This is a genomic window from Caballeronia sp. INML3B (assembly GCF_023631305.1).
In the GTDB taxonomy this organism is placed as follows: domain Bacteria; phylum Pseudomonadota; class Gammaproteobacteria; order Burkholderiales; family Burkholderiaceae; genus Caballeronia; species Caballeronia turbans.
Genome location: NZ_JALQDI010000048.1, coordinates 66,937 through 79,283 on the forward strand (window position 1 = coordinate 66,937; position 12,347 = coordinate 79,283).

The 12,347-nt window shown below is 60.9% G+C and carries 14 protein-coding genes and 3 pseudogenes; 3 read left to right on the forward strand and 14 right to left on the reverse strand.

What is annotated here, in order from left to right:
- Positions 1-24: 24 nt before the first annotated feature.
- Both NCS58_RS21990 and NCS58_RS21995 read left to right on the forward strand, forming a co-directional pair.
- Positions 25-273: pseudogene (locus NCS58_RS21990) on the forward strand (shikimate dehydrogenase); the annotation flags it as partial.
- Between the two features lie 64 nt (positions 274-337).
- Positions 338-520: a hypothetical protein gene (locus NCS58_RS21995; RefSeq protein ID WP_061119061.1), complete on the forward strand. Its 183-nt coding sequence runs from the start codon at positions 338-340 to the stop codon at positions 518-520.
- Between the two features lie 130 nt (positions 521-650).
- Here NCS58_RS21995 and NCS58_RS22000 read toward each other — a convergent pair whose 3' ends face one another.
- From NCS58_RS22000 to NCS58_RS22050, 11 genes and pseudogenes are all read right to left on the reverse strand, one after another.
- Complete coding sequence (locus NCS58_RS22000) at positions 651-758, reverse strand: tautomerase family protein (RefSeq protein WP_250477566.1); 108 nt, start codon at positions 756-758, stop codon at positions 651-653.
- Positions 759-774: 16 nt separating this feature from the next.
- Complete coding sequence (locus NCS58_RS22005; RefSeq protein WP_061119059.1) at positions 775-978, reverse strand: hypothetical protein; 204 nt, start codon at positions 976-978, stop codon at positions 775-777.
- Between the two features lie 200 nt (positions 979-1,178).
- The gene (aroQ, locus tag NCS58_RS22010; RefSeq protein WP_061119058.1) at positions 1,179-1,616 is read right to left on the reverse strand and encodes a type II 3-dehydroquinate dehydratase; all 438 of its coding nucleotides are present in this window, start codon (positions 1,614-1,616) and stop codon (positions 1,179-1,181) included.
- Positions 1,617-1,651: 35 nt separating this feature from the next.
- A pseudogene (locus NCS58_RS22015) lies at positions 1,652-2,080 on the reverse strand (Gfo/Idh/MocA family oxidoreductase); the annotation flags it as partial.
- A gap of 59 nt (positions 2,081-2,139) precedes the next feature.
- On the reverse strand, positions 2,140-3,459 hold the full coding sequence (locus NCS58_RS22020; protein ID WP_061119057.1) for an MFS transporter: 1,320 nt from the start codon (positions 3,457-3,459) through the stop codon (positions 2,140-2,142).
- A gap of 69 nt (positions 3,460-3,528) precedes the next feature.
- Positions 3,529-4,317 (reverse strand): enoyl-CoA hydratase-related protein, encoded by a 789-nt coding sequence (locus tag NCS58_RS22025; RefSeq protein ID WP_061119056.1) that lies wholly within the window; start codon positions 4,315-4,317, stop codon positions 3,529-3,531.
- Between the two features lie 19 nt (positions 4,318-4,336).
- On the reverse strand, positions 4,337-5,182 hold the full coding sequence (gene aroE / locus NCS58_RS22030) for a shikimate dehydrogenase (RefSeq protein ID WP_061119055.1): 846 nt from the start codon (positions 5,180-5,182) through the stop codon (positions 4,337-4,339).
- A complete protein-coding gene (locus NCS58_RS22035) occupies positions 5,182-6,402 on the reverse strand; it encodes a CaiB/BaiF CoA-transferase family protein (RefSeq protein ID WP_061119054.1) in 1,221 nt (406 codons plus the stop codon). Before NCS58_RS22035 ends, aroE begins: the two co-directional genes overlap by 1 nt.
- Positions 6,402-6,863: a MaoC family dehydratase gene (locus tag NCS58_RS22040; RefSeq protein ID WP_061119053.1), complete on the reverse strand. Its 462-nt coding sequence runs from the start codon at positions 6,861-6,863 to the stop codon at positions 6,402-6,404. Before NCS58_RS22040 ends, NCS58_RS22035 begins: the two co-directional genes overlap by 1 nt.
- 2 nt (positions 6,864-6,865) lie before the next feature.
- On the reverse strand, positions 6,866-7,258 hold the full coding sequence (locus NCS58_RS22045) for a VOC family protein (protein WP_061119052.1): 393 nt from the start codon (positions 7,256-7,258) through the stop codon (positions 6,866-6,868).
- Positions 7,255-8,205, reverse strand: coding sequence for a ketopantoate reductase family protein (locus NCS58_RS22050; protein ID WP_061119051.1), 951 nt, complete (start codon positions 8,203-8,205; stop codon positions 7,255-7,257). Before NCS58_RS22050 ends, NCS58_RS22045 begins: the two co-directional genes overlap by 4 nt.
- A 529-nt stretch (positions 8,206-8,734) precedes the next feature.
- On the opposite strand from NCS58_RS22050, the gene NCS58_RS22055 reads away from it, so the two are divergent.
- Positions 8,735-9,091: a hypothetical protein gene (locus NCS58_RS22055; protein ID WP_250538881.1), complete on the forward strand. Its 357-nt coding sequence runs from the start codon at positions 8,735-8,737 to the stop codon at positions 9,089-9,091.
- 75 nt (positions 9,092-9,166) lie between these two features.
- Here the strand turns inward: NCS58_RS22055 and NCS58_RS22060 are convergent, their stop codons facing one another.
- The 3 genes and pseudogenes from NCS58_RS22060 to NCS58_RS22070 form a co-directional block, all read right to left on the reverse strand.
- Positions 9,167-10,066: a DMT family transporter gene (locus NCS58_RS22060; RefSeq protein ID WP_061119050.1), complete on the reverse strand. Its 900-nt coding sequence runs from the start codon at positions 10,064-10,066 to the stop codon at positions 9,167-9,169.
- Between the two features lie 533 nt (positions 10,067-10,599).
- Positions 10,600-11,171, reverse strand: a pseudogene (locus tag NCS58_RS22065) (tyrosine-type recombinase/integrase); the annotation flags it as partial.
- 267 nt (positions 11,172-11,438) lie between these two features.
- A complete protein-coding gene (locus NCS58_RS22070; protein ID WP_061119049.1) occupies positions 11,439-12,344 on the reverse strand; it encodes an alpha/beta hydrolase in 906 nt (301 codons plus the stop codon).
- Between the last annotated feature and the right edge of the window lie 3 nt (positions 12,345-12,347).

Here is a 12,347-nt window from a genome sequence, read left to right on the forward strand (position 1 = left end):
GGTGCCCGTCGCTGGTTTTGTTGTACATGCATGGGTATGAGCGAAGGCGATCCGCTTTCCTGTCGACGTCGAACGCATTTGACCCGTGACTTTCGTCGGCGAGGGGTGATGAAAACGGAGATGACCGCGTTTCTTAAGGCCGTACAGGGGCGTGGCTGCCGCTTTCAGGTCGGCTCGGACATGTTGTTCGAACAGATCCCTGCCTACCTCGAATTCTTCGGCTTCCCGACGACGACGCCCGACGTCCTGCGCTCGCTCGCCACGCTAAGCTGACCCATCTTCGACCATGATCACACCCCGTTTCGGCTGGTGTGGGCCTCGTCACCAGGCGCCGCTCATGCAGCAGGCGGGGCTTGACTATATCGAGGGTCAACTCGTGCCGCTGCGCATTGAGGACGACGCGGCGAAGGCAGGTGGCTACACCGGTTTGCTCAGCAGCGAGTGCGCTATCAAGGGCGATCCCGTGATCGGAATGCGCGAAAGCACGGCGTTCCTGCGCCGCGCGTGGGCTGCCGCATGAGGCTTCGCCCGCGAGAGGGCTCAGGACTTCGGCGGCGCGGCCGATCCCGCGGCGATCTGATCGGCGACAGTCCGCCCGCCACGGCCCCAAAGCTCCGGCGGGACCTCTTCGGCGACGACGCGAACGGCGTCTATGGGATATCCAGACTTTCTGACATGGCAAGCGATACGCTCTCGATCAGCTTGCGTTTCTTCTCGATGCTACGTCCTTCGAAAATCTTGATCAATGCGATAGGCATGATCCAACTCCTTTAGTCAGCCGGCCGCCTTTCCGGTAATCGGCGGTGCCGGCAGACGCGCTTCGCCGGGCTCGATCACGACGTGATGATCGAGTGAATGCCACGGACCGTCGATATCCGTCGCGGGCGCGGCGCCGGTTTCGTGCAGCAGGTAGCGACCGACGAGCGCATGCGTCACGCCGAACTTGCTGAGTTGCCCGAGTTCGCCACGACGGCGCAAGCCTGATGGAACTCGGCTTCGGTGAGCCGAACTTCCCCGCGCCAGATCGTGCAGATGACGGACCACCACCGACATGATTTCCCGGAAGCGCGCGTCGGGCGCATGCGCCAGATCGTCGAGCAGTGCGCGCGTGACGTCCTGTTCGTTGCCGATGATCAGCGCCGTCTCCGTATTCGACCCGCACCCGACGGCCTACGCTGTCAGGCCGCCGCCGCCACCGCCGCCCGCAGACCGAGGGAATAGCTTTCTATACCGAACCCGCAAATCTGCCCCTTGACGATTTCCGCGAACACCGAATGATGACGGAAAGCCTCACGTGCGTGGATGTTCGACATATGAATCTCCACGACGGGCACGGTCAGAATGGCGAGTGCGTCGCGGATGCCGTAACTGTAGTGCGTCCATGCACCCGCATTGATGAGCACGCCATCGACTTTATCGGTAAACGCCTGATGGATGCGTTCGCACATGTCGCCCTCGCTGTTGGTCTGATAGCTTTCGACCTTTACGCCAAGTTCAGTTCCGAGCGCCTGCAATTTTGCATCAATGTCGGCGAGCGTAGCCGTGCCGTACTGAACGGGATCTCGCTTGCCAAACATGTTGTGGTTGACGCCGTGCAGCATAAGAAACGTTTTCATTCTTCCATCCAATGTGGATTGCAGTCGATTAATGTTCAATCCAACGATGCCGCCTCGACAACTGCGCCTGTTTTCGCGGCTTTGACGATCGCTTCGGTGATGCGCAGATTCTGAAGACCATCGCGTGCAGTGACGATAGGTTTCGCTTCGCCGCGCACGACTCTGCCGAAGTGTTCCATCTGATGTTCAAGCGGGTCGTCTCGGGTCAGTTCGGCCACGCCGACATCGAAGGGCTTCCACCAGGACCGGTCCTCGGCCCGTCCGTATGTCTTGAGGCGCATCGTCGGAATTGAAAGCGAGCCGAACGTACCGGCAATCGCATAGCAGTCTTCATCGGCGTATGACGGATAGGCCTTGTTTTCCTGCGACGTCTGTTCCCAGCTGCGCGCGCTGGCGGCCGTGTCGGAGAGAAGAAACGTGCCGAGGGCGCCGTTTGCGAAACGAAGGTTGATGGCGACGGTATCCAATATGTTCGAGGCCGATATAACCGGCGCCTGCGACAGCAATGCGCGTCTTTGTCATGTCACTCTCCGTGACTTTCCGGGCCGGCATGGATCGCCCACATCGAGATCAGATTGAACACAATGCCGAGCGCGACGATCGGCCAGGTGGCGCCTGCTGTGTGCGCCTGGATCAGAGTCGCGGCGAACGGCGCGCTGCTGCCGATCACGACCGCGAGGTTATACGCCACGGCGGAACCGCGATAACGGAACTCCGTGGGAAACGCTTCGGCGAAATAGGCGGGCTGTACACCGGCGTGAAATTGCGCTGCGCACAGCAGAAACACGATGGCCAGGCCAATCAGCAGAACATGCCCGCTGAGGATCAGCGGGAAGAACACGATGAACGCGACAAGCATCGATCGTGAGCCGAGCAGCATGGCGCGTCGCCGTCCGATGCGGTCGCAAAGCGCGCCGCCGAAGCCCATCGCGACCATCGAGCAAAGATGCGCGACGATCAGAATTGCAAACGCAGTCTGCTTCGATATACCGAGTTTCCCTGTCACATAGGAGAGGATAAATACCGTCGCGATGAAGTACGCGATAGACACGGCGGCCCACACCATCATAAGACGCAGTATCGTGCCGCCATGCTTGCCGAAACCGGCGGTTGACTGCACGCGACCAGAACGCTTCTGCTTCATCTGCGCTTCGAACGCGGGTGTCTCCGAGATCCGCATGCGGATGAACAGGCCAATCGCTACCAGCAGGAAGCTGAAGAGAAACGGAATACGCCAGCCAAATCTCAGGAACTGTTCGTTCGTGACGATCGCGGCGACGCCGAAAAGAACCGCATTCGCCAATACTTGGGCGAGCGGCGAGCCCATCGCGATGAAGGAACTGTAAAAGCCGCGGCGGTTCTTCGGCGCGTGCTCCATCGTGAGCAACTGGCTGCCTGTGACCTCGCCCCCGAGCGCAAAGCCCTGCATGAAGCGCAGTACGACGAGCGCCACAGGAGCGTACACGCCAATCGACGCATAAGTGGGCAGCACGCCGATCAGGAACGAGCAAACGCCCATCAGCAGGAACGTAAACACGAGCATGTTGCGGCGGCCGACGCGATCGCCCAGCGCGCCGCAGATCAGACCGCCCAGCGGCCGAGCGACAAATCCCACCGAGAAAGTCGCAAAGGCGGCGAGCGTGGCCGTGGTCGTGTCGGTTGCGGAAAAGAAGAGCTGTGGCAGGACCGTTGCTGCAATGGCTCCGTAAGCGGCGAAATCCAGCCATTCGAGCGCAGAACCCGCGATGCTGCTCAGCGCTGCGCGGTTCGCCATCTGCTTGTCATCGGTATCCTGGGCCCGAACGGCGGCGTCGCCGTTCAGTGTGTGTTCTTGCGGCGTCAATTGCGTCTCCGGTAGATGTCAGGCCGCTTCTTCGAGCGGTCCGATCGAGGGATGGATGCGTTCGCCCGGCTATTGGCCGGTCCACTTCGGCGGACGCTTTTCGGCGAACGCCTTGGGACCCTCGCGCGCGTCGTCGCTCGCGAGCATGCGCTGCGCGAGCGGATAATCCTCGTGCATCGTCGATGCGAGGTCCGCCTGTGCGAGGCTTCTCAGCATCACCTGCTTCGATGCCTGAATAGCGAGCGGCGCACAGGCCAGAATGTCGTCGGCGAGCGCACGTGCCCGGCTCATCAGTTCGGCTGCCGGCACAATCTCGTTGATCAGGCCGATGCGACGCGCCTCCTCCGCCGGAATGCGTCTGGCGGTGAGCACCAGCGCCATGGCATCCTTCATGCCGACCTGTCTTGGCAGGCGCTGCAGGAGGCCGCCGCCAAGCGCTGCCAGACCGACACGTGGCTCGGGAAGGCCGAACTGCGCATGAGCGGCGGCAACGGCGAGATCGCACGCGGCGAGAATTTCCATGCCGCCGCCGAGACACAGGCCGTTGACTGCGGCGATCAACGGCTTCCACAAGTCGAAGCGATGCGTGATGCCTGCAAAGCCTGTCGATGGCTTGGTGTGGTCGCCGGTAGCATCGAGTGCCTTCAAGTCCGTGCCGACACAGAAGGCGCGCTCGCCCGCACCGGTGACGATGGCCACGCGCAACGCGGGATCTGCCGCATACCGGTCGAAGGCGTCGGCAAGTTCGCGGTGCGCATCGGGGTGAAGCGAGTTCAGAACCTCGGGCCGGTCGATCGTCAATGTAAGAAGCGGCCCGTCGACTTCGTACCTGCAGAAACGATATGGCTCGGCTTGCATGCAAGATGTCCTCTTCGGGTCAATCGAGCGGAACAGTCAGACGGTCGATAAGGGTGCGCGTTTCCGGACGAATGCCCCGCCACCATGCAAACGCCTCCGCCGCCTGCTCGACCAGCATGCCCACGCCGTCAGCGATACCTTGCACACCTGCATTGCGCGCGAGCCGCAAGAAAGGCGTGAGTCCCTTCCCGTAAGCGAGTTCATAGGCGCTTCCGCTGGCGCTGAAGACACTAGGTGGCACCGGCGGCAGTTGCCCTGTCAGGCTCGCCGATGTCGCGTTGATAACCAGGTCGAAGCGCCCCATAGCCTCCAGATCCGCATACCCGCATGCAATGAGCGATCCGGCAGCAGTGAGCGGTCTGGCGACCTGTTCCACAAGTGCCCGCGCCTTGTCCACGTGCCGGTTTGTTACGACGAGTTCGGCGGGCCGTGCCGCGACGAACGGCAGCAGCGCGCCGCGCGCGGCGCCGCCCGCGCCGAGGATCAGCACGCGCTTGCCGGCCATCGGCTGATGCAGATTGACTTCGATGTCGCGCACGAGGCCGACGCCATCGAAGTTCTCCGCGATGATGCGGCCGTTCTCGAACTTCATCGCGTTGACCGCACCTGAGAGCTCGGCTCTTTCGCTGCGCTCATCGGACATTGCAAATGCTTCGAGTTTGAAGGGTGCGGTCACGTTCATGCCGCGGCCGCCCGCAGCAATGAAACTTCTGACGCTGTCAGAGAAGCCGCTGGCAGGTTCCACAGGCCCTTCGATGGCCTTATAGCTCATATCCTGACCGGTCTCTTGCGCGAAGAAGCCGTGGATCAAGGGCGACTTCGTGTGCCCGATCGGATTGCCGATGACCGCATAACGATCGCCCATCACGCGCTCCGCTTCGAGAACAGCACGCCATCGGTCTGCATCGAATCGATTTCGGCCGCGCTGAAGCCCAGCGATCGGGCGACTTCCTCGTTGTGCTGCCCGAGATCCGGGCCAACATCGCGAATCGACGTATCGCAGTCCGAGAAGCGAAATGGCAGGTTCGGCAGACGCAGCGTGCCCAGGCGCGGATGCTCCTGTTCGATCACCATGCCACGCGCGACGATCTGCGGATCGGCCACGACCTCGTCGATGCGTTGTACCTTGGCGCATGGCACATCGACGCTGTCGAGCAGCGCGAGCACATCGGCGACGTTACGCGCAGCGACCCATGGCTTCACAACCGAGAGAATGGCCTCGCGGTTCGCATTGCGCCCGTTTAGGCTATGCAAGCGCGCATCAGTGGCGAAGCCCGCGGGGCCGCCGTTTTGCTCGACGGCCGTCGCGAACCGCTTCCACGAATCATCGACCTGCGCGGCGATGACCAGATCCCCATCGCTTGCCCGGAACACGCCGTATAAAGTTGATGTCGGCATGTCATGGCCGGTCTGTTCGGGGACCACGCCCTGCATCGTGTAGCACTGGACGGCGTATTCGTGCATCGAGAACAGCGTGTCGTACAGCGCCATGTCGATATGCTGGCCGCGTCCGCTCTTTACGCGGCCCAGCAACGCAGCGTTGATCGCGGCGACCGCGTGGATGCCGGTGTACATGTCGCCGAGCGAAATGCGCATGAGCGGTGGCGGTTCGCCGGGGTTGCCGATCATCTGCATGATGCCGCTCTTCGCTTCCGCGATCAGCCCAAAGCCTGCGCGATGCGCGTCCGGACCTGTATGCCCATAGGCCGAGATGGAGCAATAGACGAGACCGGGATTGCGTTCGGACAACGCCCCATAGCCGAGGCCGAGCTTGTCCAGCGCTCCGGGGCGATAGTTCTCAATGAAAACATCCGCCGAATCGCAAAGGCGCTCCATGAAAGCCTTACCTCGCGGCTCTTTCATATTGACGCTCACGCCGCGCTTGCCCATGTTCAACTGGAGGAAGTAGGCGCTTTGCTGGTCGTCGAGAATCGTCGCGTGCTGGCGGCCTGCATCACCGCTGCCGGGACGCTCGACCTTGATGACTTCGGCGCCGAGCGCGGCGAGGCAGCGTCCGACATAGGGACCGGCCAGGAAGTGGCTATAGTCGACGACGCGAATGCCTTCGAGAGGACGGGCTTGCATCAGTAGGCTCCCGGACGGCGCGGGATCATCAGACGATGCTCGCCGCGTTGAACGACTTCGCCGCTCTGGTTGATCAGTTCGGATGGCAACACTACGATGCCCCAGCCCGGGCGGCTCTTGCTCGCCCGCATCGACGTCACGCGAAACTTCACATGCAGCACGTCGTTGACCTTGATGGGCAGCACGAAGTCCCACGTCCAGCCGAGCGACATGCCCGGCAGGAAGCGATAGTCGCTCTGTGTCTTGAGCCCATCGGCAATGGACAGGCCGAATAGACCATGCGCGACGATCGACCCGAAATGGCTCGCATTGGCGTATTCTTCATCCACATGCACCGGCGTGTGGTCGCCCGTGAGATCGGCGTAAGCGAGGATGCGTTCCTTCGTGACCGTGTAGGTCGGGCTGACGCATTCGTCGCCTTCCTGCGCATCGTCCCAGTATTTTTCGGTGGTGGTGCTCATGCTCACGCCTCCGCGCGTGGATTGATCGACAGCGCCTGCGCAACGCATGCGGCGGGTTTTGCCTGAATGAGTTCGACGGCGAGTCCGTCGGGCAGACGCAGCCAGTTGCGGCCCTGCGACATTTCAGTGACGCCGAAGGGCTGCGCGGCGGCGAGCGCGCCTTCGAGGTCCTCACACATCACGCCGAGATGCGCGAGCCGGCCTTCAGGGCCCTCGTGGAGAGGATCGCTGATGAATTGGAGCCCGCCGAGTGTCCAGTACTGACGCGGCTCTTCGCGCGGGCCGTCCACTTCGCGCATGGTCATGCCGAGCACTTGTTCGAAGAAGCGGATGTGCCAGTGGATGTCCTTCACCCAGATCGCCACGTGTTCGAGATAAGCTTTAGGTACGCTCATGCCGCGGCCCCCTCTCTCTTGCGCTCAGTCATGCCACGCTCAATGCCTTTTATGCACGCAACGAGCGTCGAGTTCACCGGCGTCGGCACGCCCAGCCGCTCGCCCCATCGCACGACCGCACCGTTGATGAAGTCGATTTCGGTGACGGAGGAATTTTCCAGGCTTTGCAGCATCGAGGTTTTGAACCCGGCCGGCAGTCCTTCGGCGGCCATGTTCCAGGCGTCTTCGGCATTCGTAATGGACAGCGTAATGCCGGCCGCTTTTGCAGCCGTCATCGCTTCTTCAACGGCAGCGAGCGACGTCGCCTTCAGCACGGGATCGCTGTAAAGCTGCCCATATGTCAGACGGGTGATGCCAGTAATCGCACCGGTGGCGACGTTAATCAGCAGCTTGTCCCACATCGTGCCGAGGATGTTGTCGCTGACCAGGGTCGAGAGACCCGCACTGTTGAACGCATCCGCCACCGCTTGCGCGCGGGGGGTCACGCGGCCGTCGAGCTCGCCGATGATTGTGATCTTTCCGGTAACGCCGGACTGGATGTGGCCGGGTGCGCGCAACACTCCACCGACATAGGTCTTCCCCGCGAGCACTCGCTCGCGTCCGACGATCTCGCTGAGCAGATCCTCGTGACCGAGGCCGTTCTGAAGGGAGAGCACAAGCGTCTCGGGGCCGACGAGGTCGAGCGCGCCGCGCATCGCCGAATCGGTGTGGAAGGATTTGACCAGGACGATCACGAGGTCCACCGGCCCGACGGCGGCGGGATTCATCGTCGCGCGCACCTTGACGCGGCGCGTGCCGCGCTCGTCGTCGACCTGCAGGCCGTCGCGGGACATGGCCTCGACGTGCGCGGCGAACCTGTCGACGAGCCACGTCTCGTGCCCCCCTTCGGTCAGCGCAGCGCCGATGGCGCAGCCCAGCGCGCCTGCGCCCAGAAATGCGATCTTCATCAATGTCTCCTTGAATGGACACGACGATACGATTCCGCGCACATATTGGCAATGCAATGAACGCAATACTGACATTGCGCAGGACAATCTGCGTGAAAACCAGGCTTGGCGGTAAGGGAAAATACTAGGGAGCTTGATGCAGTGAGGAGCTGTTTCGTACTATTTGGTTCAACATGTAATCAGACGTCGGACCCGATACTCCGCAAAAGCGAGATGAACTACTTCGCTTTCGTTTCGTACGCCGACGATGGAGACATAGGCGTATTCAGACTCGACGGCCGGACCCGAAGCCTGACACCGCTAGATCGCTATCCTGCGGCGGACCGTGTCATGCCTTTAGCGCTTTCTGCGGATCAGTCGCCTTTCGTCGCAGGTACGCGTTGGCTCCCGGCGCTCCCCTGCTCACATTTGCAATTGACCGGCACACGGGCAAGCTCACGCAAACGTCGAAAAGAAGTCGACATGGTGGACCTGGATCGCGGCTTCGTTCCGCGTCATTTTGCGCCTGCCTTCCGGGCGCCATCTATACGTGCTCAGCGAGTTCCGGGGTGACATCGCTGTCTTCGAACGCGATCTGGCCAGCGGCACGCTGACGTTTCGCAGTGTTTCCCCGCGCGCAAAGGCATTCGCCGGATTACAACCGGGATTTATCAGGCAACTTGTGACGCAATTGCTCCGTCTACTCCGGGCGCGTCGATGGAACACCGAGGATTTTTCACTTACTGCGGCAGTGCGCGGGAAATTTGCACTTTCCGTGGCACCTGCCGGCCGCTCGGTGCCGCCCTTTCTGAAAAGCGCTTTAACTTCAACGATGCACTTTCTCACTGGTGGTGTCACCCGACAAAAGATGTCGCGTGCCACGGAAAGTGAAAACTGTGCCAGGTAAGTGAAAAACGGCTGTCCCAGTTAGCCAAATCATCGACCGGCCAACGCTTTTGCTCGTGGACTCGGCCGTCCGTCACTAGACCGCTGGGCCTTCCGGCGGCTCTTCCCGAACCGCAACAGCGATTGAGCTCCCGACGATGGTCAATATTCCCAGGACTGAAACGAAGCCTAACGTTTCGCCCCACACGAGAAATCCAAATAACGTTGCCCAAATGATGCTTGTATAGGTGTAGGGGGCTAGCTTCGCAGCACTTTCGCGCCGTACCGCGACCGTAAAAAGTAGCTGGCCTGTCGTGGCGAATAGAGCCAACAACGCCATGATCAGCAGGTCCTTCAGTGTCGGCGTCCTCCACGCAAAGACCAGAGAAACACTCGTAACCACGGTGCCGAAAGCCGTGAAGAAAAGCACTGTGATGCTTGAGTCGTCGTCAACCTTGAGCTTGCGAATTTGAATCATAGAAAGAGCACCGCACAACGCACTCGTAAGGAGCAAACATGGGCCAATGAGATTCGACAAGCTACCTTGAGGCCGGACGACTAGAAGCACGCCGACAAAGCCTACGCACGCGGCGACCGCATTCCGCGCAAACAAGCGCTCCCCGAGGAGCAACGGGGCGAAGACAACGACGAATATCGCCTCCGAGTAGACAATCGCCACGGCCTCGCTTAATGGCAGGTACGGCAAGCCCGCGAAGAATAGGCCGGAAGCCCCGAGAAGCGTGACCGCACGCGTCGTCTGTCCGCGAAAGTCAACCTTCTTAACGCGGGCGAATAACCCTCCGCCTTTAAGGCCGACAACGACCGCAGGCACGATGCCAAACAGCATGCGAAAAAACGTTACTTCGTTCGCTGGATAACCAAGCGCCACTGCCTTGCCTAGCGCATCGACGACAGCGAAGCAGAACATTGATATCAGGATCAGCGCGATTGTTCGATACTGGGCGGTGCGGTCGGAGACTAGAAAGTTGGGGCGCATATCGCTTCCGGCAGCCGTAGGTCATCGTTGCAGGGTCGCTCAATTGTCAGCGATTCGCCAGTGACTGTCCAATGACACCGATTGTGGCCGACTGGCTCCCGCGCGGTCGGCTGGACCGACGCAACGCAGCCAAATAGCATGCGATCAACCATGTCCGACTTAGGGCAGAACGTTTGCGATTTTGTAGACCGATAGCGCTGCGGGTTTCGCAGGGCGAGGGCCTTTAATGATCTGTTGCCGGGTGCAGCCGCTTATAGCGATAGACCGCTTTAACCGTGCCGGCACCTATGGGAAGCCACAACAACGCCATGTGATAGCTGATATGAGTCCACGTGGTAAGCAGAATGTCGCCATTGCTATCGAGCCTGAAGGAACGGCCAAAGAAGGGAGATCAACAGTCACTCGAATATGAACCGACGGCGCCGGACGTCGGAGATTGGCCGCACGGAGCGGTGCACCAAACGCGAAAGCGGCCGCAGCGACAAACAGCCGGTCCAACGGCCGCGACTTTTTAGATTTATGTTTGCTCGGGGAATCTCGAGCGCGTCGTCGACCTCTATGCCGAGGTATCGAACGGTGCTTTCGAGCTTGCTATGTCCAAGCAGAAATTGAACCGCTCTGAGGTTCTTCTTCCGCTTGCAAATCAAAGTCGCCTTCGTCCGACGGATCGAGTGTGCGCCGTAAGCGGTCGGATCAGGGGCGACCTTCCGAGCGTACTGTCGCGCTGAGATATGCGGCGACCGAGAAAAGCGGCTTGGGAAAAGGTACTCCTCGGACCTCAACTTAGCTTTTTCAATCCATGCAGCGACCGCAGGGCGAGCGGGCCCTGTAAACTCGAACTGCACGGGCCGTTTAGTCTTGCGCCGCACTATCATCGCGCGGGGCAATATCTGATTGTCATGCGTCACGTCGCGAACATGCAGGTTGAACCAAGTCGCACCCGCGCAGCTTGCTGTCGATCGCAAGATTGAATAGCGCTAGATCATTAACCCGTGCGCGTTATGAAGGTAATCCGGATTGCCCAGACGTCTTTCGGCTTCAGCGGCGGCTTTTGACCAACCAACTTGCCTTTGTTCCAGGGCTCACGGCTTAGATTGCCTCCCATGACAGACTCCCATTGAGTTGAAGGGAGTTACATTGTCTTCCTCTATCTTTTTCGTCGTGACCGTCCGTGCGGTCTCCTTGCCCCAAGTCGGCCTTTGCGGGCCTTGGAACTGGCCGACTCCTACGACAGCAGTCCGACGAATTGCTGACGTCGGCGGCGTCGCTGGGTCGAACGGCCGCAACCTGCACGGTGAACTCACCCTCACGACCCTTCTCGGCCGTTCTCTGACCGGCCTCCTTATTTACACTGTTGGAGCTAAAGCCAACGCTAAACCTGTCCGACCAAAAAATCCTCAAGGGACATCAAGACCTCATTCGGGGCATCCTCAGGCAACAGATGGCCGCCGGGCAATCCCTTGCCCGTCACGTTCGTTGCCCATCGGGACCACACGTCAAGGGGCAGGATCCTTCTCCCCTTCTGTTCGCTCTCGCTCCACAGAACCAGGACCGGACAGGCGAGTCTTCGGCCCGCAGCTGAATCGCTTGCATCGTGCTCCAGGTCCTCGGAAGCAGCGGCGCGATAGTCTTCGCACATGGCGTGGCGCACGTGCGGATTCCTGAACGCGCTTCGATAGGCGGCGAGTGCCAAAGGATCGATCCGCTCGAGACCGCCCGCCATCTTCGCCAGTGCGGCGTCGAGATAAGCGTCTGGATCAGCCGCAAGCATCCGCTCCGGCAGATCGCCCGGCTGCGCCATGAAGAACCAGTGCCAGGCGTTCAACGCGAACGTCTTGTCGATACCTGCGAATGCATCGAGCGTCGGTATCACCGTCAGCGAGGCATACGCGGCAACGCGTCGAGGATGGTCGAGCGCAAGCCGGTATCCGGCCCGAGCGCCGCGATCATGCCCGACCACTGCGAAGCGCTCGTGCCCGAGTCGGTCCATCAGCGCGACGAGCGCGCTGGCTACGCGACGTTTGGTCCATCGCGGCTGATCGTTGCAAGTCCGGCTGTCGCCGTACCCCGGCAGATCCGGCACGATGACGGTGTGCGACCTCGCAAGCGTCGGCGCAATCAATCGCCACGCAACGTGAGTCTGCGGGTAGCCGTGCAACAGCAAAACCGGCGATCCGCTTCCGCCAATCCTGCCGCGAAACGAGACATCGCCCGCTTCGACGTCGAGCTTCGCGAAGCCCGGAAAGAAGTCTTGCGCAAGTTCATGCACCGTGGTCACCTT

Bases quoted from the DNA above. Each gene is read 5' to 3' on its own strand.
- NCS58_RS22060 (WP_061119050.1), bottom strand. From the start codon at position 10,066: ATGCGCCCCAACTTTCTAGTCTCCGACCGCACCGCCCAGTATCGAACA.
- NCS58_RS22035 (WP_061119054.1), bottom strand. From the start codon at position 6,402: ATGCAAGCCCGTCCTCTCGAAGGCATTCGCGTCGTCGACTATAGCCAC.
- NCS58_RS22050 (WP_061119051.1), bottom strand. From the start codon at position 8,205: ATGAAGATCGCATTTCTGGGCGCAGGCGCGCTGGGCTGCGCCATCGGC.
- NCS58_RS22040 (WP_061119053.1), bottom strand. From the start codon at position 6,863: ATGAGCACCACCACCGAAAAATACTGGGACGATGCGCAGGAAGGCGAC.
- aroE (WP_061119055.1), bottom strand. From the start codon at position 5,182: ATGGGCGATCGTTATGCGGTCATCGGCAATCCGATCGGGCACACGAAG.
- NCS58_RS22000 (WP_250477566.1), bottom strand. From the start codon at position 758: ATGCCTATCGCATTGATCAAGATTTTCGAAGGACGTAGCATCGAGAAG.
- NCS58_RS21995 (WP_061119061.1), top strand. From the start codon at position 338: ATGCAGCAGGCGGGGCTTGACTATATCGAGGGTCAACTCGTGCCGCTG.
- NCS58_RS22025 (WP_061119056.1), bottom strand. From the start codon at position 4,317: ATGCAAGCCGAGCCATATCGTTTCTGCAGGTACGAAGTCGACGGGCCG.
- NCS58_RS22045 (WP_061119052.1), bottom strand. From the start codon at position 7,258: ATGAGCGTACCTAAAGCTTATCTCGAACACGTGGCGATCTGGGTGAAG.
- aroQ (WP_061119058.1), bottom strand. From the start codon at position 1,616: ATGAAAACGTTTCTTATGCTGCACGGCGTCAACCACAACATGTTTGGC.